Origin of the sequence: Burkholderia pyrrocinia (assembly GCF_018417535.1) — a bacterium.
Classification (GTDB): Bacteria; Pseudomonadota; Gammaproteobacteria; order Burkholderiales; family Burkholderiaceae; genus Burkholderia; species Burkholderia pyrrocinia_E.
Map to the genome: position 1 here is coordinate 2276548 of NZ_CP070978.1, position 18146 is coordinate 2294693.

15 protein-coding genes and 1 pseudogene are annotated in these 18146 nt (G+C 66.6%); 8 read left to right on the forward strand and 8 right to left on the reverse strand.

Annotation, left to right across the window (positions count from 1 at the left end):
• Positions 1-12 precede the first annotated feature (12 nt).
• Positions 13-489: an Lrp/AsnC family transcriptional regulator gene (locus JYG32_RS28370; RefSeq protein ID WP_213265810.1), complete on the reverse strand. Its 477-nt coding sequence runs from the start codon at positions 487-489 to the stop codon at positions 13-15.
• Positions 490-667: 178 nt separating this feature from the next.
• Between JYG32_RS28370 and JYG32_RS28375 the strand changes: the two genes are divergently transcribed.
• Positions 668-1900 carry a diaminopropionate ammonia-lyase gene (locus JYG32_RS28375; protein ID WP_213265811.1) on the forward strand — a complete coding sequence of 411 codons (1233 nt, stop codon included), beginning with the start codon at positions 668-670 and terminating at the stop codon, positions 1898-1900.
• 29 nt (positions 1901-1929) lie between these two features.
• Positions 1930-3114, forward strand: a complete 1185-nt coding sequence (locus JYG32_RS28380; protein WP_213265812.1) for a M20 aminoacylase family protein — start codon at positions 1930-1932, stop codon at positions 3112-3114.
• 17 nt (positions 3115-3131) lie between these two features.
• Here JYG32_RS28380 and JYG32_RS28385 read toward each other — a convergent pair whose 3' ends face one another.
• Positions 3132-4538 carry an amino acid permease gene (locus JYG32_RS28385; RefSeq protein WP_213265813.1) on the reverse strand — a complete coding sequence of 469 codons (1407 nt, stop codon included), beginning with the start codon at positions 4536-4538 and terminating at the stop codon, positions 3132-3134.
• A 610-nt stretch (positions 4539-5148) separates the two neighbouring features.
• A complete protein-coding gene (locus JYG32_RS28390; RefSeq protein WP_213265814.1) occupies positions 5149-6507 on the reverse strand; it encodes an aspartate aminotransferase family protein in 1359 nt (452 codons plus the stop codon).
• Between the two features lie 515 nt (positions 6508-7022).
• Here JYG32_RS28390 and JYG32_RS28395 point away from each other — a divergent pair.
• Positions 7023-7601: a CS1 type fimbrial major subunit gene (locus tag JYG32_RS28395; RefSeq protein ID WP_213265815.1), complete on the forward strand. Its 579-nt coding sequence runs from the start codon at positions 7023-7025 to the stop codon at positions 7599-7601.
• A 262-nt stretch (positions 7602-7863) separates the two neighbouring features.
• Complete coding sequence (locus tag JYG32_RS28400) at positions 7864-9864, forward strand: glycoside hydrolase family 28 protein (RefSeq protein WP_213265816.1); 2001 nt, start codon at positions 7864-7866, stop codon at positions 9862-9864.
• Positions 9865-9928: 64 nt separating this feature from the next.
• On the opposite strand, the gene JYG32_RS28405 is transcribed toward JYG32_RS28400, so the two are convergent.
• The 3 genes and pseudogenes from JYG32_RS28405 to JYG32_RS28415 all read right to left on the reverse strand — a co-directional run bounded on the left by JYG32_RS28405 (position 9929) and on the right by JYG32_RS28415 (position 11694).
• Positions 9929-10438 carry a GNAT family N-acetyltransferase gene (locus JYG32_RS28405; protein ID WP_213265817.1) on the reverse strand — a complete coding sequence of 170 codons (510 nt, stop codon included), beginning with the start codon at positions 10436-10438 and terminating at the stop codon, positions 9929-9931.
• 147 nt (positions 10439-10585) lie between these two features.
• Positions 10586-10705 (reverse strand): annotated as a pseudogene (locus JYG32_RS28410) (transcriptional regulator); the annotation flags it as partial.
• A gap of 344 nt (positions 10706-11049) precedes the next feature.
• Positions 11050-11694 (reverse strand): glycine zipper 2TM domain-containing protein, encoded by a 645-nt coding sequence (locus JYG32_RS28415; RefSeq protein WP_213265818.1) that lies wholly within the window; start codon positions 11692-11694, stop codon positions 11050-11052.
• Positions 11695-12233: 539 nt separating this feature from the next.
• Between JYG32_RS28415 and JYG32_RS28420 the strand changes: the two genes are divergently transcribed.
• The 3 genes from JYG32_RS28420 (at position 12234) to JYG32_RS28430 (ending at position 15215) form a co-directional block, all read left to right on the forward strand.
• Entirely contained in the window at positions 12234-13433 is a 1200-nt protein-coding gene (locus JYG32_RS28420) for an amidohydrolase family protein (RefSeq protein ID WP_213265819.1), read from the forward strand.
• A 67-nt stretch (positions 13434-13500) separates the two neighbouring features.
• Positions 13501-14685, forward strand: coding sequence for an amidohydrolase family protein (locus JYG32_RS28425; protein ID WP_213265820.1), 1185 nt, complete (start codon positions 13501-13503; stop codon positions 14683-14685).
• A 56-nt stretch (positions 14686-14741) separates the two neighbouring features.
• Positions 14742-15215: a nuclear transport factor 2 family protein gene (locus JYG32_RS28430; RefSeq protein ID WP_213265821.1), complete on the forward strand. Its 474-nt coding sequence runs from the start codon at positions 14742-14744 to the stop codon at positions 15213-15215.
• A 55-nt stretch (positions 15216-15270) separates the two neighbouring features.
• Here JYG32_RS28430 and JYG32_RS28435 read toward each other — a convergent pair whose 3' ends face one another.
• Together JYG32_RS28435 and JYG32_RS28440 are read right to left on the reverse strand one after the other, a co-directional pair.
• Positions 15271-16131, reverse strand: coding sequence for a LysR family transcriptional regulator (locus tag JYG32_RS28435; protein WP_174379500.1), 861 nt, complete (start codon positions 16129-16131; stop codon positions 15271-15273).
• A 229-nt stretch (positions 16132-16360) separates the two neighbouring features.
• The gene (locus tag JYG32_RS28440) at positions 16361-16840 is read right to left on the reverse strand and encodes a helix-turn-helix transcriptional regulator (protein ID WP_213265822.1); all 480 of its coding nucleotides are present in this window, start codon (positions 16838-16840) and stop codon (positions 16361-16363) included.
• A 479-nt stretch (positions 16841-17319) separates the two neighbouring features.
• On the opposite strand from JYG32_RS28440, the gene JYG32_RS28445 reads away from it, so the two are divergent.
• Positions 17320-18120 carry an ABC transporter substrate-binding protein gene (locus JYG32_RS28445; RefSeq protein WP_213265823.1) on the forward strand — a complete coding sequence of 267 codons (801 nt, stop codon included), beginning with the start codon at positions 17320-17322 and terminating at the stop codon, positions 18118-18120.
• Positions 18121-18146 lie beyond the last annotated feature (26 nt).

An 18146-nucleotide genomic window follows, 5' to 3' on the forward strand; every position in this document is an offset into this window, starting at 1 on the left:
CTGGATTAAGCGCTACGTGTCCAGAGCCACCGGCACCTCGAGCCCCACCTTCACGCGGCTCATGCTCACCAGCGTCTTGAACCGCTTCACGTTGTTGTTCGCGAAGAACAGCTCGCGCGTGAGCGCGTTGTACTGATCCATGTTGCGCACGGCGAGGATCAGCACGAAATCCCATTCCCCCGTCACGTAGTAGCACTGCTGGATCTGCGGGCACCGCTCGAAGGTTCGCTTCATCGCGTCGAGCTGGTCGATCTGCTCGCTCTCGACCTCGACGTTCACGACGATCGTCAGCGGATGATCGACCTTGTCCGGCGCGACGATGGCCGTATAGCGTTCGATCACGCCGTCTTCCGCGAGACGCCGCAGGCGCCGGTTCACGGCCGCGGTCGACAGGTTGACGCGTGCGCCGAGCTCGGTTTGCGGCGTCTGCGCGTCGCGCTGGATTTCCATCAACAGCTTGCGATCGAACGCATCGAGAGAGGGGGGCATGGTGGTCTGGAACGTCGAAAGAATGAGAAATTTTTGCGTCTGAATGGTCGATTTGGCGATTTTATTGATCATCCCGCGCAATATTATTTTTCGGACCGACGGCGAACGCAACCCGCGCTTGCCCGATCCGACCCACCCGACGGACCGCCGGCGCGGTCCTGCTCCGGAGCCTTTCGCCATGCTGATCGCCAACCCCCGCGCGTCGCGCGCCGCCTATCCGAACGCGCTGCGCCGCGTGATGAACATCGCGTCGGCCGACGAAAGCGGCGTGTGGCTGTCGCACTGGCCGCTCGTCGGCAACGCGCGTACGCCGCTGCGCGCGTTGCCGGACCTCGCCGCGCGGCTCGGCGTCGCGAGCGTGAGCGTGAAGGACGAGTCGTGCCGCTCGCCGCTCGGCAGCTTCAAGGCGCTCGGCGCGCCGATCGCGCTGGTGCGGCTCGTGAAGCGCCTGCGGCGCACCCACGATTTCGATCCGCAAGGGCTGGTCACCGGCCGCTACGCAGCGCAACTGGCCGACCTGACGGTGATCAGCGCGACCGACGGCAATCACGGCCGTGCGCTGGCCGCCGCCGCGCGCGCGATCGGCTGCGGGTGCGTGATCGTGCTGCACGCGCATGTCGACGCCGAGCGCGAACGCGCGATCTCGGCGTACGGCGCGCGGATCGTGCGCATCGCAGGGAACTACGACGAGTCGGTCATATGCGCGGCGCAGCTTGCGCAGGCGAACGGCTGGTACGTCGTGTCGGATACGTCGTACGACGGCTACGAGGCGATTCCTCGCGACGTGATGCAGGGTTATGGCGTGATCGCCGCCGAGGCCGCCGCGCAGGCGGCGCAGGACGATGGCCGGCCGTTCACGCACGTGTTGCTGCAGGGCGGCGTGGGCGGCCTCGCCGCGGGCGTGGCGAGTTACCTGTGGGAGCGCGATGGCGCGCAGCGGCCGCATTTCATCGTCGTCGAGCCGCGCCAGGCCGACTGCCTGTACCAGAGCGCGCTCGCGGGGCGCGCGGCGAAGGCGACCGGCAGCGTCGATTCGGTGATGGCCGGGCTCGCATGCGGCGAGGCGTCGCCGCTCGCGTGGGATTTCCTCGAGCTGTGCATCGACCACTTCATGCTGATCGACGATGAAGACGCCGTGCACGCGATGCGCGGCCTCGCGGCCGGCAGCGAACGCGACGTGCCGCTCGTCGCCGGCGAATCGGGTGCGGCCGGCATTGCAGGGCTGGAAGTGCTGATGCGCAACCCTGCGCTCGCGCGGCAGGCGGGGCTCGACGCAAACTCGCGCGTGCTGGCGATCAATACGGAAGGCGCGACGGCGCCGTCCGTGTACCGGAACTGCGTCGGCGACACGGCCGACGCCGTGCTCGCGCGGCAGCGCGACTGGCTGGACCGCGCGGCGGTAGCGGCCTGAACGACAAAACGACCGACGAGGCAAGCGCAATGGACACAATGGACGCAATCGAAGAAAGCACGCTGCAGGGGCAACTGAAAACCTGGCGCCGGCATCTGCACCAGTTTCCCGAGACGGGTTTCGAAGAGGTGAACACGTCGGACTACGTCGCGCGCATCCTGACGACGCTCGGGCTCGACGTGCATCGCGGCATCGGCGGCACGGGGCTCGTCGCGAACCTGGCGGTGGGCTCGGGCCGGCGCGCGATCGGGATCCGCGCGGACATGGACGCGCTGAATATCGCCGAACACGCGCCGGGCCGTGAACACGTGTCGCGCACGCCCGGCAAGATGCATGCGTGCGGGCACGACGGCCACATGTCGATGGTGCTCGGCGCCGCGCAGTTGCTGGCCGAACGCAAGGACTTCGACGGCACGGTGCGCTTCATCTTCCAGCCGGCCGAGGAGCATGGCCGCGGCGCGAAGGCGATGATGGCCGACGGGCTGTTCGAACGCTTTCCGGTCGACGCGATCTTCGGCGCGCACAACATGCCGGGCATGCGTGCGGGCACGTTCTCGACGCGCGCGGGCGGCATCATGGCGAGCGAAGACAACTTCGTGATCCGGATCGACGGGCGCGGCACGCATGCGGCGCGTCCGCACATGGGCATCGATCCGATCGTGATCGGCTCGCAGATCGTGCTCGCGCTGCAGACGATCGTGTCGCGCAATCTCGATCCGGGCCAGCAGGCCGTGATCTCGTGCACGGAGTTCATCACCGACGGGCTGCGCAACGTGCTGCCGTCGACCGTGACGATCAAGGGCGATACGCGCAGCTATTCGCGCGACGTGCAGGCGCTGCTCGAAACGCGGATGCGCGAGATCAGCGAAGGGATTTGCCGCACGCACGGCGCGACCTGCACGTTCGACTACACGCACGAGTTCGCGCCGACGGTGAATTCTCCGGAGTGGGTCGACACGGCCGTGCAGGCCGCCGCGCATATCGCTGGCGCCGGCGCGGTGAACGCCGACGTGCAGCCGATGATGATCTCCGAGGATTTCGGCGCGTTCCTGCAGGCCGTGCCCGGCAATTTCGTGTTCATCGGCAACGGCGAAGCGGCCGATCGCGGCGGCGTGCCGCTGCATAACGCGGCGTACGATTTCAACGACGAGATCCTGCCGGTCGGCGCGCGTTATTTCGCTGAAGTGGCGCGGCGCGCGTTGAGTTCCCGGTGATACGCATCGTGTGGCAGTCAGGCCCGCTGACGCTCACTCCGCAGTGTCGGCTCCGCATCCGACGAGACCGCGGATTCGAGCTTCAGCCCGTAGTAGAAGGCGACCAGCAGGACGAGCCATGCCGGTCCGACGAGCAGTGCGACGCGCGTGTCGGGGAAGTACGCCATCAATCCGATTACGAATGCGAGAAACGCCAACGCGAACCACGAACCGTAAGGCCAGAACGGCATACGAAAGCCGAGTGTGCGCTGTTCGGTCGGTGCGAGGGACTGGCGAAATTTCATCTGCGTAACGAGAATGACGCCCCAGGTCCAGATCGCACCGAACGTGGAGATGGACGTGACCCAGACGAAGACCTTTTCGGGAACGAGGTAGTTCAGCAGCACGCCGGCCAGCAATGCGGCCACCGAGACGAGAATCGCCCGGCGCGGCACGCCGCTGGCGGTCGTCATGCCGAACGCGCGGGGTGCATGACCCTGTTGCGCAAGACTGTAAAGCATGCGGCCGGTACTGAAGATGCCTCCATTGCACGACGAAAGCGCTGCAGTGAGCACGACGAAGTTGATGATCCCGGCGGCGGTCTTGACGCCGAGCCGCTCGAACGTCATCACGAACGGGCTGCCTTGCGTGCCGATCTCGTTCCACGGGTAGATCGACAGAATGACGAAGAGTGCGCCGCCGTAGAAGATCACGATGCGCCAGAACACGGAGTTGATCGCGTTCGGAATGGACTTTTGCGGATTGGCCGCTTCGCCCGCCGTCAATCCGATCATTTCGACGCCCAGGTAGGCAAACATGACCATTTGCATCGACATCATGACGCCATGTAGGCCGTTCGGGAGAAAGCCGCCGTGCGCCCACAAGTTCGAAATGCCAGTCGCTACGCCATGGTTGCCGTAGCCGAACACGATCATGCCGAGACCGACGGCGATCATGACGACGATCGTCACGACCTTGATCAGCGCGAACCAGAATTCGAGTTCGCCGTATGCCTTGACCGTCAATAAATTGACGGAGCCCATCATTCCCAGCGCGGCGAGCGCCCAGATCCAGCGTGGCACGTCGGGAAACCAGATACCCATGTAGATGCCGACCGCGGTGATTTCCGCAATGCACGTGACCAGCCAGAGAAACCAGTAGTTCCATCCGGTGAGGTAGCCGGCGAGTGGACCGAGATAATTGCGCGCGTAGCGACTGAACGATCCGGCAACGGGCTCGTGCACGGCCATTTCGCCCAACGCGCGCATGATGACGAAGATGACCGCGCCGCCGATGACGTAGGAAAGAATGATGGCGGGCCCCGCCATTTTGATTGCATTGGCCGAACCCAGAAACAATCCGACGCCGATGGCGGCGCCGAGCGCCATCAGGCGCATCTGCCGTTGTCCGAGACCTCGATGTAGATCTGATTCGTTTTGTTGCATCAGGACACTCTCTTTGAATTTGAAGGAAGGGAAAGGGGGCCGACGAGCTGGCAAGCGCGCAACGAATCAGCCGGGTCCGCGCGCGATCGAGGCGACCGCGCAGCCAGCCGTGCCGGTCGCTTTCGGTGCGATGCCGCGCAGGCGTGATGGTCGAGTGGGCTGTCGGTTAACGATGAAACGGATGAAACGCGCGCGCGAGCCGGTGCGCGGCACGAAGAGGAAATATGGAGTGCGAATGAATGGAAAGGATCTGGCGTTGCATCGAGCGGCGTCTCCGTCAAATAGCGAAATCGACTCTCTGATGGAGCCTTGTGTGAAGGACTATGCTAGCGACGGAGCATGAGTTGTTGTTATCGAAAAATTGACGATTTCAGAAAAAGATACTGGTCGTCAGCATTTGTGAACAAAATCTGACTGTCGATAAATCGATATTCCAGTTTTTTGCAGGGCGGACGCACAGCCCTGCCGCCTGCTTCGGCTGACCGCTGCCCCGGTGCGTGCCGCAAGCGTGTCCGGCACGCAGGTCGATCCGACGGATCTGCCGAGGTAGCCTCCGGAAGCATGAGTCCGGCTCGCGCGTGCTGGCGAGCCGGACGCGTGTCGCATCACGTCACACCAGTTCGCCCAGGCACGCGTCGAACTGCGCGACGAGTTTGTCGACGTCGTCGCTCGTCGTCTGCGGGCACACGAGCATCATGTTGTGGAACGGCGTGATCAGCACGCCGCGATTCAGCAGGTACAGGTGCACGATGTGTTCGAGCTCGCTGTCGAGTTGCGCGCCGGCGAGCGTGCCGTTGCGCGGCGGCTCGGGCGCGAACTGGAATTCGGTGCGCGCGCCGATGCGCGTCACGCACCACGGCAGCCCGTGTTTCGCGATCGCCTGTTCGAGCCCGGTAGCCAGCCGCGCGGCGAGTTCGAACATGTGCGCATACGCGGCGTCGGTCGCGACTTCGGCCAGCGTCGCGCGCATCGCATGCATCGCGAGCATGTTCGCGGTGAGCGTCGTGCCGATGCCCGAATGGCCGGGCGGCGCGTTCAGCTTCGCCTGCTTCGCGCGTTCCGCGAATTCGGCGCTGAAACCGTACACCGCGCACGGCACGCCGCCTGCGATCGGCTTGCCGACCACCAGCATGTCCGGTTCGAGATCGTGCGCGACCGCGTAGCCGCCCGGGCCGCTGCTGATCGTATGCGTCTCGTCGATCACGAGCAGCGTGCCGTAGCGGCGCGTCAGTTCGCGCGCCGCATCCCAGAAGCCCGGGTCGGGCAACACCATGCCGATGTTCGTCATCGCGGGCTCGGCGAGCACGCACGCGACATCGCCGCCCTTCAGCGCCGCTTCGAGCGCATCAAGATCGTTGAATTCGACGACACGCGTGTTCGCGAGCAGGTCGTACGACTGCCCGAGCAGGCTGTCGCGCTGCACGGGGCGGCCGTCGACGAGATCGACGAACACGTCGTCGACCGTGCCGTGATAACAGCCGTTGAACACGACGATCGTGTTGCGGCCGGTGGCCGCGCGCGCCCAGCGCAGCACGAAGCGGTTCGCGTCGCTCGCGCTCAGCGCGAACTGCCAGACCGGCAGCCGGAAGCGGCGCGCGAGTTCGCGCGCGACCCACGCGGCGTCCTCGCTCGGCAGCATCGTCGTGTAGCCGCGCGTGGCTTGTTCGACGAGCGCGCGGGCGACCGGTTCAGGCGCATGGCCGAACATCGCGCCCGTGTCGCCGAGGCAGAAATCCGCGTAGTGATGGCCGTCGACGTCGGTGAACGTCGCGCCGCGCGCTTCCTTCACGTACAGCGAGAACGGTGTCGACCAGTCCTGCATCCAGTGCAACGGCACGCCGAACAGCAGGTGCTCGGACGCTTCCGCGGACAGTGCGCGGGACGCTGGCATGGCTTCGGTGAACGCACGGCGCTCGCGATCGAACAGCGCGCGGGCGCGGATGAGGTCGACTCCGTGGCGGGAAGGCAAGTGGGGCTCCGGGGCTGTGAAGATGGGGGAAACGATAGCGCGGGCGGCGGGGGGCTGAACAGGGGCGGAATTACCGAGGCGAGCGGCAGCGCGCGAATATCCGTTGCGATTGACGATGACGTTGCCGAGTGTGGCAGCAGGTGTTTCCCGCAAGAGTTTTATTTGATTTGGAGATGGCGCCGGTGAATGGAAGCCGGAAAGAATCGTGAAGGTTTTCATGGATATTTATCCTGATTCTCGTGGCCTATCGTTATTGCAAGCCGTGGCGCGAGGTGTTCGTCAGAGTCGGTCGTTGCTGGCCGACGCGGGGATTTGATACGCGGTTGCGAGTGCGTCCGGTCGATTTGATCGATCGCGCATGCGGCTGGGCATTTCGAATTCCGCAGGGATTTGCTGGTTAATTTAGAGATAAGCGAATACCGGATTTTCCTGCAATGGCGGGATCGTGAACTCGAAGCGGGCCGGTTTCTCGGCGATCGGATTTCAACCATCCATCCAGAATGCGGAGCAACACAATGAAGATCGGAAAACATCTTGCCGCACTCGCTGTGTGCGGCACATTGGCCGGCATCGCTCACGCAGGCCCGACGTCGCCGCAGGCGGTCGTCAAGAGGATCACGCTGACGGCGCATATCGGCGACAGCCTGTTCGTCTCGAAACCAGACAATTCCGCGTGGTACGACGTGGTCGAACTGAACGCGACGGACCGTGCGCAGCAGACGTTCGCCACGACGCTGCCGATCCGCGTGCGCACGACGAACCCCGATATCAACGTCACGCTGTTGCAGCCGCTGCGGCTGTCGAGCGGTCGCGACGACATGGCCAACGCGACGGTCGTGCTGACAGGCAAGGCGGGCGACGCGGAAATCGCGTCCGGCGCCGCTCGTACGATCACGCTGGTCAAGCCCGGGCACGACGGCTTTGACGGCTACGACGAAACCCGCAACCTGAAGGTCAGCGCACAAGCGCCGGTCGCCCGCGGGGCGGCGTCGACCAACGGGAGTTATCGCGGCGACCTGGTGCTGATGTTCGAACCAGCCGCTTCGGCGGGACGCGAGCCGGCAACGGGTGCGGTAGCGGCGGCCGGCGAGTAGGTTGTTGCCCCGGCGACTGTCGTCGGCCGGGGCGTTTCAGTTGAAGTTTTTGCGCATAAACATACGACAACGTATCTCTAAAGATCCAATCAGCAATGTGAGTGGGCGCACACATTCGAAGAATTAGTTCAGTAAAAACAGGGTAAACGACAAATACGTGTCCGGCTTCCATCGCATTTAGACTGCACGTTGTAGTACGACGACGTATAAATAGCGATCCGCCGCCCGGCGCATCGATACCCCATACACTGAAGGAGTGCCCATGGCCGCAAACAGCCGCCGTTCGTCTTCGTCCGTCCGATTGCCCTCGTCGAAGCCGGTGTCGCGCCGTGCATTCATCGGCTGGACCGGCGCGCTCGCCGGCGGCGCCGTGCTCGGCGGACCGCTCGCGGCCACCCGGGCGTTTGCGGGAGGCCACATGCCCAATGCGTCGGCGGTCGATCTCGTGTGGGGCGAGCACGGTGCGGCGGCGCGCATCGCCGCGTCGCTCGCGCACGTGTCGCGGCTCGCGCTGCGCGGGCGCGACTTCGACGTGACGCACTACGGCGCGCGCCCATGCGCGACGGTCGCGCAAACGTCGCCGTACACGAACGTCGCGAAATCGCCGGTGAGCCCGGGTTCCGAACTGACGACCGCACCCGGCGCGTTCGATTCGCGCCCTGCGTTTCTCGCGGCAATCGACGCATGCCGCCGCGAAGGCGGCGGCCGGGTCGTCGTACCGTCCGGCAACTGGTACTGCGCGGGGCCGATCGTGCTGCAAAGCAACGTCACGTTTCACCTGAGCGCGAACTGCACGATCTATTTCAGCCCGAACCCGGCCGACTACGCGAAGGACGGCCCGGTCGACTGCGGCACGAACGGCCGCCTGTACTACAGCCGCTGGCAGGCGAACGATTGCCTGAACTACGGTGCGCCGGTCTACGCGCGCAACGCGACGAACATCGCGCTGACGGGCGAAGGCCCGACGTCGGTGCTGAACGGGCAGGCGATGACGCCGTTCTCCGGCAGCGGCGCCGGCAGCGTCTGCTGGTGGACCTACAAGGGCTCGTCGGGCGCGTACGGCGCGAGCGCGTCGGTGCCGAGCCAGGCGTATGCGAATCCGAACAACGTCGACCTGCGGATCGTCTCGCCGGCGATTCCCGACGCGCTCTATGCGCTGCTCACGTCGCCGGTCACGCCGTGGCAGCAGGACCAGAACTACCTGCCCGCGCTGTCCGAGTCCGGCGTGCCGGTCGAGAAGCGCATCTTCGGCCTCGGCCATTACCTGCGGCCGTGCATGGTCGAATTCATCGGCTGCACCAACGTGCTGATGGCGAACTACCAGACGCAGAACACGCCGTTCTGGCAGCACCATCCGACCGCGAGCCGCAATGTCGTGATGCGCGGCGTGACGACGAACAGCATCGGCCCGAACAACGACGGCTTCGATCCGGACGCGTGCACCGACGTGCTGTGCGAGGACTGCACGTTCAACACCGGCGACGACTGCATCGCGATCAAGTCGGGCAAGGACCGCGACACCGAATATGGCCCGGCGAAGCGGCACCTGATCCGCAACTGCACGATGAACAGCGGGCACGGCGGCATCACGCTCGGCAGCGAGATGGGCGGCGGCGTCGAGCAGATCTATGCGACCAACCTGTCGATGCTGAACGCGAACTGGCAGACCAACCCGCTGAATATCGCGATCCGCGTGAAGACCAACATGAATCGCGGCGGCTACGTGAAGGACTTCCACGTGAAGGGCGTCACGCTGCCGAACGGCGTGACGCTGAAGGGCGGCGGCTACGGCAGCGCGCTGCTCGCCGGCAGCCCCATCAACGCAAGCGTGCCGCTCGGCGTCGTCACGCCGTCGGCCGGTAATCCGTCGGCCGCGCAGGGCGGCATCGTCACGTTCGACTGCGATTACCAGCCCGCGAACGATGCGGTGCGCACGCGCGCGCCGGTCGTGCAGAACGTGACGATCTCGGACGTGAAGGCGAGCAACGTGACGCTGAACGGCGTGACCGCGTCGTGCTTCCAGGCGATCGTCGCGCAGGGGCCGGTCGCGTTCGACTACAACGGCACGCCGCCTGCGCCTGCCGTGCGGCCGATCTCCGGTGTGACGATCAGCAACTGCGACTTCGGCACGCCGGTCGCGTCGGGCACGCCGACGGTCACGTCGCCGGGGCCGATCTATGCGTTCAACGTGAGCGCGATGACGCTGGCGAACGTGACGATCGCCGGGCAGGCCGTCAACACGACGATCACCGACAAGCGGTGATGTGAGGGGAGGGGCGTTCGCGTGCGGCGGTCGATGCACGCGAACGCAAACCTGATTGAACGCGTCAAGCCAGCGTCTTGACCATGTGATGTTCGTCGTAGAAGCGGCCGTCGACGAACAGCGAGCGCGGCTCCGTGCCGAACCGGACGAACCCCTGCGACGCATACAGCCGCTCCGCGGTGTCGTTGACCTCGTTCACGCACAGCATCAGTTGCTTGCACTGCCACGCCTGCGCCGCATGCTCGGTCGCGTTTTCGAGCAGCGCTTGCGCGATGCCGCGCCCGCGATACGCGGGATCGACGAACACGCCCCAGATCGTCGCCTTGTGCGCGACCTTCGCGCGCGCATCGCGGCGCACGCCCGTGATGCCGACGAGCGTGTCGCCGTCGAACGCGCCGAACACGGCCCGCATGTGCGTCGGCGTGATGCGTGCCGCGAATTCGTCGACCGGCACGCTGGTTTCTTCGTCGAGTGTCGGCACGAAGGAGGTAGGCGCGGTGTCGACCGCACGCAGGCGGACGGTCTGGAAACGGGCGGCGTCGGCCGCGTCGAGCAGGCGGGTCGTGATCGTCATCGAGGGGATTCCGGTAGAGGGCTGTGCATGCCGGCGCGGGCTGCTGCGGCCGCAGGATGCATCGTGCCTATGCTAATCGGAATCCGGATGACGCGTGGCGGCGTTCGACGCATCGCGCGTCCCGGCCACGCCGGGCCCGTGTCCTCGGATCGTGTCGCGCGGCCGCCGCGTATCGCCGTCGACGCAGCATGCGAGCACCTCGGCATCGGTGTCGCCGAGGCTCAGGTACACGTGCCCGACCGCGCTGTCGAAATACAGGCTGTCGCCGGCGCTGCGATGATGGTGCCGATGGCAATCGTCTACCGGCGTTCGCGGCATCTGCAGGCGGCCGCGCGGTCGACGCGCATCGCGCTCGGTGCGGAGCGCGTGCGATGGCGACGCGATCGGTCCGTGCAGGCGAGCGGTGGAACGGTCGTGCAACGCGTTGCGCTGGAGGCTGACGTGGAGGAGGGCGTATTGCGGATGTGCCGGCGGCGCGTGATGCGCGCCGCGTCGACGCGAAGGATGAGGATGACGTAAAACAGGCGCGCCGTCGCGCCGTCGCGCCGAACCGGCGCACGGCATCAAACGCGCGAGGTGCGCCCGCTCAGGTCAGGCGCCCCGAATCGGCATCAATACCGCGACAACTGATTGCCGTTGATCTGCACGCGGTCGCCCGGCCGCAGGTTGCCCGGCGACTGCACGTCGAACGAACGCGTCGAGCCGTCGCTGACCTGCACGTCGATCCGGTAGCTGCTCGGCGGTTGCGCCGCGCCCATCTGCTGGCCGATCTGGTTGCCGGCGACCGCACCGCCGAGCGCGCCGATCACGGTGGCCGCATCGCGGCCGTGACCGCGGCCGACCTGGTTGCCGAGCACGCCGCCGATCAGCGCACCGACGACGGTGCCGGCGACGCCCGACGGGCCGACCGAGCCGTTGACCGGCTGGATGTTCGCGACGGTGCCGTACTGCGTGCCGTAGCCGTTCCCGTACTGCTGCTGATTGCCGTACTGGTCATACGGCTGCGACCCGTATTGCGGCTGGTTGCCGTACTGGTCGTACGGTTGCGGCGCCTGGTTCGGATAGGCTGGTTGCTGCTGCACGTAGCCGGGTTGCGAATACGCGGGCTGCGCATAGCCGGGCGTCGCGTATTGCTGCTGCGGATAGCCCGGCTGCGCGCCGTAATAACCGGGCGCGACGCAGGCGGTCAGCGGAAGCGCCGCCACGGCGACGAGCGAGGCGAACAGAACGGTCTTCGTGGAAGGCATGCGCATCATGATGTTTCCTGAATCGGCAATGTGTCCGCCGAAGGATTCCGGGACGGGGGGCGAACTCGGCGTGAGTATAAGGAATGGCCGGATGCGCGTCCGGTGCGGCCGGGTAACAACGTGTAAAGTCTGTTGCCGCGCAAATCGCGGCTTGCGCGGGGCGGTCGCGCAACGCCCGGCAAGGGCGGCGGCGCCCGTTCGGCAGCTTCGATGACGCGCGTCGATCGCGGTCCGGCGGAGTGTCTTGCGAGGCGGTCGGCCCCTCGATACCGGCGCCCGAAACTTCGGTTTCCGCGACGTCGTCCGACGGGCCATTGGCATGCAGGCCGTCGCCGACGAGATCGGACCCCGCCGCCGCACCTTGCTGGCATGGCGTTTGCGCCGCACATCGCGAAATCGAATGCGCGGCATCGCGACATTTAATTGGCCTCGGGCGGCGGCGTCCGATATCGTGGCCGGATTCCCTGCCAACGGTCGCGCCGCGCCGGCTGCGGTTCCTTCCCCTGTCCGCGCCGGTGTCGCGCAGCGACCGCCCCACATTCCGAGCCATGACCGATCGTATCTTCATCAACGCCGTCGACGCCGGCGGCCAGCCCGTCAACCTCGTCGTCCGTGACGGCCGCTTCACCGCGATCGGTGCCGATTGCGCGGCCGCGCCCGGCACCGAGACGATCGACCTCGACGGCCGCGTCGTGCTGCCAGGCTTCATCGACGGCCACATCCACCTCGACAAGAGCTTCGTTGGCGATCGCTGGGTGCCGCACGAACCGGTCGGCTCGCTGCGCGAGCGGCTCGCGGTCGAGAAGCGCCAGCTCGCGGCCGCGCCGCCGATCGTCGAGCGCGCGAACGCGCTGATTGCGCAGGCCGCCGCATTCGGCACGGTCGCGATGCGCAGCCACGTCGACGTCGATGCGACGACGGGCCTGTCGAACCTGCAGGCCGTGATGGCCGCGCGCGAACAGTGGCGCGGGATCGTCGACATCGAACTGGTCGCGTTTCCGCAGGCCGGCGTCGTGACGTGCCCGGGCACCGCCGACATCCTCGACGCGGCCGTGCGCGAAGGCGCGGACGTGGTCGGCGGGATCGACCCGACGACGCTCGACGGCGACGCGGGCGGCCAGCTCGACATCGTGTTCGGCATCGCCGAGAAGCGCGGTGCGAAGATCGACATCCACCTGCACGAGCCGGGCGAAACGGGCATCGCGCAACTGCTGCGGATCGCGGCGCGCACGCGTGCGGCGGGGCTCGGCGGGCGCGTGAACGTGAGCCATGCGTATGCGCTCGGCGAAGTCGGCTACGACGATGTTCAACGCACGGCGGCGGCACTCGCCGAAGCCGGCGTGTCGATCCTGACGAACGCGCCGGGCGACTGCGCGTTTCCGCCGGTGCAGCAGTTGCGCGACGCGGGCGTGCACGTGTTCGCGGGCAACGACAACATCCGCGATGCGTGGTGGCCGTACGGCAACGGCGACATGCTGCAGCGCGCGATGATGGTCGGTTATCGGTCGGGGTTCTACACCGACGAAGCGCTCGGCATCGCGCTCGACATGGCGACGCATGCCGGCGCACGCGTAATCGGCAAGGAGAACTACGGAATCGCGGTCGGCTGCGACGCGACGTTCGTCGCGGTGCGCGCGCCGAACGCGGCGGCGGCCGTTGCGGGCGTGCCGGCCGAACGCTGGGTGTTCCGCCGCGGCGAAAGCGACACGGGCGCACCGTTCGCCCCCGCGCTGCGCTTCACGCGCTGACCGACCTGACCGCGGGCACGGCACGCGCCGTGCCCGCTTCGCATTGACCGACCACACCGGAACCGACATGACGAACCTGCTGATCCGCAATGTCCGCACGAGCGCCGACACTGCGCTCGATATCCTGATCGAAGGCGATCGCATCGCGCGCGTCGGCCCGTCGCTCGACGCGCCGGCCGGCTGCGCGATCGAGGACGGCGCGGGCGCGCTCGCGCTGCCGGGCCTCGTCGAAGGCCACACGCACCTCGACAAGACGCACTGGGGGATGCCGTGGTATCGCAACCAGGTCGGGCCGCGCCTCGTCGACCGGATCGAGAACGAACGGCACTATCGCGCGACGAGCGGCCATGACGCCGGCGCCGCGTCGCTCGCGCTCGCGCGCGCGTTCCTCGCGGCCGGCACGACGCGCGTCCGCACGCACGTCGACGTCGATACCGAAGCCGGGCTGCGGCACCTGCACGGCGTGCTCGCGACGCGCGAGACGCTGCGCGGGCAGGTTGAAATCCAGATCGTCGCGTTTCCGCAATCGGGCGTGCTCGAGCGGCCGGGCACCGACGCACTGCTGTCCGACGCGCTGGCTGCCGGCGCCGATCTGCTCGGCGGGCTCGACCCGTGCGCGATCGAAGGCGATCCGGTCGAGGCGGTGGACGTGCTGTTCGCGATCGCCGAGCGCCACGGCCGCGGGCTCGACATCCACCTGCACGAGCGTGCGTCGATGGGCGCGTACTCGCTCGACCTGATCCTGCAGCGCACGGCCGCGCACGGCATGCAGGGGAAGGTCACGATCAGCCACGGGTTCTGTCTCGGCGATATCGCCGAACGCGAGCGCGATGCGCTGCTCGCGCGGATGGCCGAACTCGGCGTCGCGATCGTCACGACCGCGCCGGCGGCGGTGCCCGTGCCGCCGGTGGCCGCGTGCCGCGCGGCGGGCGTGACCGTCATCGGCGGCAACGACGGCGTGCGCGACACGTGGACGCCGTACGGTTCGCCCGACATGCTCGAACGCGCGATGCTGATCGGCATGCGCAACGATTTCCGCCGCGACGATGCGCTCGAAGTCGCGCTCGACTGCGTGACGCACAGCGCGGCGCGCGGTTGCGGGTTCGCCGACTACGGGCTGCAGCCGGGCAACCGTGCGGAAGTCGTGCTCGTCGATGCGCTGACTTTCGCCGAGGCGGTCGTCGCGCGGCCGGTGCGGCGTCTCGTCGTGTCGTCGGGGAAGATCGTCGCGCGTAACGGCGCGCTGGTCTGAGCGCAGCGTCGGCCCGGTATGATCCGGTTTTCAGCCGGATTTCCCGGGAGACGACGATGCGACGCACGACAGCGGCACGGGCCGCTCGATGGATGGCGGCGGCCCTGTTCGCCGCGACCGCCGCGCATGCGGTGGCGGCCGGCCCGAACGACGCGCAGCAGGAAGCCAATCGGCGGGCGGTGCTCGCGTTCTACGAAAAAGGCTTGAACGAGAAAGACGCGGACGCCGCGCTCGCGTATGTCGGCGAGCGCTACGTGCAGCACAACCCGAACGCGGCTGACGGCCGCGACGGCTTTCGCAAGTTCGTCGCGTTCCTGCGCGACAAGTATCCGCAGTCGCACAGCGAGATCAAACGCTCGTTCGTCGACGGCGACTATGTGATCCTGCACGTGCACGCGGTGCGCGAACCCGGCACGCGCGGCAGCGCGATCATGGACATCTTCCGGCTGGAGAACGGCAAGCTCGTCGAGCACTGGGACGTCAACCAGCCGGTGCCCGAGCAGGCCGCGAACGGGAACACGATGTTCTGAGTTGTCCGGAGCGTGCAGCCCCCTTCCTCGTTCCTGAGCGAACCCCGCCGCGCGACTATTCCTCGTGCTCCAGCATCGCCGCGAGCGTCTTCGTCAGCTCGCTGACCATCGGGTCGGCCGTCGGCCGATGCAGGATGGCGATGTCCATGTGCTCGATCGGCGCGAAACCCTGCTTCGCGGTCAGCACGGTGTGCTCGTCCGTCACCACGCGCGCGGGCAGCACGCTGATGCCGAGCCCGTCGGCGACGGCGGCCTGGATGCCGCTCAGGCTCGACGTCGTGAAGCTGATCCGCCAGCGGCGGCCGCGCTCCTCGATCGCCTTGATCATGTCGTCGCGATAGAGCCCGCGCGGCGGAAACACGACGATCGGCACCGGGTCGAGATCGATCGACGGATGCTTCGCGCTGTCGATCCAGCGCAGCTTCTCGGGCCAGCGCACGACGGCCTCGCGGCTGTCGCGGCGCTGCTTGATCAATACGAGGTCGAGTTCGCCGCGGTCGTATGCCGCGCTGACGTCGCGGCTCAGCCCGCACGTCACTTCGAGCTTGACCTGCGGATGTGTGCGATTGAACGCGGCGAGCGCGTGGGTCGTGCGGCCCGCCGCGAAATCGTCCGGCACGCCGAGCCGGATCGTCAGTGCGACCGTCGCGCCCGACAGCGCTTCCAGCATCTCGTCGTTCAGCGCGAGCATGCGCCGCGCATAGCTGAGCACCGTCACGCCCGCGTCGGTCGGCCGCACGTCGCGCGTGCCGCGATCGAGCAGGCGGTGACCGGCGATTTCCTCGAGCCGGCGCACCTTCTGGCTGACCGTCGACTGCGTCGAATGCAGGCGCGCGGAGGCCGTCGTGAAGCTGCCGCAGTCGGCGACCATCACGAGCGCGCGCAGCAGGTCGAGGTCGAACAGGGGTCTATTCATTTATGCACTTTTGCGGATTCGAACATTTCATTTCCAAATGCGTGCGACGACTTTTAACATGGCCGTCCGCCGCGGGCAATCGCGGTTTCGCCGGGCACGCGGACGTCAATCTCGTGGATTCGAACGGCGAGACGCCGCTGCAGCATGCGCGGCGGCGCGGGTATGGGGAGATCGGGCGGGTGCTGGCGGGGGCGCGGTAGGTTTCAGCCGGGACGGGAAGGTGCTGCGGTCAAACCCATACCTCCCGATAGAGATGAAGCGCCTTCGACCATGCCGCGAGGTTTTTCCAGATGGTCCGAAGCGGGGTGCCCGAGCGTTCGGCGGCTTCCTCGGCCGCTTTCACCACGACTGGCAGCGGCACCTCGTCGAGGATGACGGCGAGGTGCGGTTCATATCCCGCCGGAATTTGCCCGCTGGCCAACGCGTCGATCAGCAGACCTTCAGTCAATTCGCCCTTGTAGCTGACGTTTGCGCTAACGACGGCTTTGTAGAGACCGTTTTGAGCGGGCCGTGTCCGCGTCGTGAGTTCGATGCCGAGCAAGCCAAGCAACGGGATCAGCTTGTTGATGCCGAGATCCTTGTCCTTGCCGGCTTCGAGCTGGTTTATGGTGAGCCGAGACAGCCCGGCGAACTTGGCAAGCTGGGCCTGTGTGAGGTCGAGTTCCGCCCTCCGTTTTGCAACGACCTGACCGATTTCGTGGAGTTGCATGCGGACCTGCCGGCATGGGTTCAGCGGCTCATGAATGTAAGGTATATCTTGCATCGCTGGACGAGCTATTGCGTTCGAACGATTTCCAGAGTGGTATAGGTCGGATCGCAAATGCCGACGGAGCAGGATCGGACGAGGCTGGGCATCGAGCGCCTGTATAGACATCGTCACACCGCAGATATCCGGAGAAACGCGCTCTGTGGCAGGCGTGCGTCGCGCAGGGTAAACACCCGAAAACCGCGAAAATCCTCGCCACGAGGCCGTATTCCGAGCGCCATCCCTTCCTTTCCACCCCCGCCCGGCCTCACTTCACCTCGCCCCCGATTCTTCCCGCTTGCGCTCAAAAATTAAGCGGTCTAGACTGCATCGCAGCTCCATCGAAGTCCCCGTCTTTCGCGCACCGCGCCGGCATCCCGGCGCGGCGCCATCCACCGGACGCCGGCGGTCGCCCGCCGCGTCGAGACCTTCAAGGACACGCCATGAACCGCACTGCAAAGCTCCTCGTCACCGCGCTGGCGTTCGCGCCGCTCGTGTCGTTCGCGCAGGACACGTCGACGATCCGCTGGGGCATCGATCCCACGTATCCGCCGTTCGAGGCGAAGCAGCCCGACGGCTCGCTCGCCGGCTTCGACATCGACCTGCGCAATGCGATCTGCGAGGAACTGCGTGCGAAGTGCGTGTGGGTCGAGCAGGGCTTCGACGGGATGATTCCGGCGCTGCGCGCGCGCAAGTTCGACGTGATCATGTCCGCGATGACGGCCACCGACGAGCGGCTCAAGCAGATCGACTTCTCGAACAAGCTGTATGCGTCGCCGGGCGCGCTCGTCGCGCCGGTCGGCTCGAAGCTGCTGCCGACCGCGGCGTCGCTCGCGGGCAAGCGTATCGGGATCGACCAGGGCACGACGCAGGAGGCGTACGCGAAGGCCGAATGGGCGACCAAGGGCGTGACGATCGTCTCGTACCAGAACCAGGACCAGGTGTACCAGGATCTCGTCAACGGCCGCCTCGACGCGACCTTCCAGGACAAGACGCAGGCAGGCTACTCGTTCCTGAAGACGCCGCGCGGCAAGGGCTACGCGTTCGCGGGCCCCGACGTGACCGACGTGCGGATCACCGGCTATGGCGTCGCGATGGGGCTGCGCAAGGGCGACGCCGACATGAAGAAGCGGCTGAACGACGCGATCGCCGCGATCCGCGCGAACGGCACGTACCAGAAGATCGCCGCGAAATACTTCGACTTCGATATCTACGGCGCGAAGCAGTTGACCGCCGCACCGTGACCCCGTGATTCATTCAATCGACAGGC

Excerpts from the sequence above, each read along its gene's own strand:
- JYG32_RS28370 (WP_213265810.1), bottom strand. The coding sequence starts at position 489 with ATGCCCCCCTCTCTCGATGCGTTCGATCGCAAGCTGTTGATGGAAATC.
- JYG32_RS28375 (WP_213265811.1), top strand. The coding sequence starts at position 668 with ATGCTGATCGCCAACCCCCGCGCGTCGCGCGCCGCCTATCCGAACGCG.
- JYG32_RS28380 (WP_213265812.1), top strand. The coding sequence starts at position 1,930 with ATGGACACAATGGACGCAATCGAAGAAAGCACGCTGCAGGGGCAACTG.
- JYG32_RS28385 (WP_213265813.1), bottom strand. The coding sequence starts at position 4,538 with ATGCAACAAAACGAATCAGATCTACATCGAGGTCTCGGACAACGGCAG.
- JYG32_RS28395 (WP_213265815.1), top strand. The coding sequence starts at position 7,023 with ATGAAGATCGGAAAACATCTTGCCGCACTCGCTGTGTGCGGCACATTG.
- JYG32_RS28400 (WP_213265816.1), top strand. The coding sequence starts at position 7,864 with ATGGCCGCAAACAGCCGCCGTTCGTCTTCGTCCGTCCGATTGCCCTCG.
- JYG32_RS28405 (WP_213265817.1), bottom strand. The coding sequence starts at position 10,438 with ATGACGATCACGACCCGCCTGCTCGACGCGGCCGACGCCGCCCGTTTC.
- JYG32_RS28415 (WP_213265818.1), bottom strand. The coding sequence starts at position 11,694 with ATGATGCGCATGCCTTCCACGAAGACCGTTCTGTTCGCCTCGCTCGTC.
- JYG32_RS28420 (WP_213265819.1), top strand. The coding sequence starts at position 12,234 with ATGACCGATCGTATCTTCATCAACGCCGTCGACGCCGGCGGCCAGCCC.
- JYG32_RS28425 (WP_213265820.1), top strand. The coding sequence starts at position 13,501 with ATGACGAACCTGCTGATCCGCAATGTCCGCACGAGCGCCGACACTGCG.
- JYG32_RS28430 (WP_213265821.1), top strand. The coding sequence starts at position 14,742 with ATGCGACGCACGACAGCGGCACGGGCCGCTCGATGGATGGCGGCGGCC.
- JYG32_RS28435 (WP_174379500.1), bottom strand. The coding sequence starts at position 16,131 with ATGAATAGACCCCTGTTCGACCTCGACCTGCTGCGCGCGCTCGTGATG.
- JYG32_RS28440 (WP_213265822.1), bottom strand. The coding sequence starts at position 16,840 with ATGCAACTCCACGAAATCGGTCAGGTCGTTGCAAAACGGAGGGCGGAA.
- JYG32_RS28445 (WP_213265823.1), top strand. The coding sequence starts at position 17,320 with ATGAACCGCACTGCAAAGCTCCTCGTCACCGCGCTGGCGTTCGCGCCG.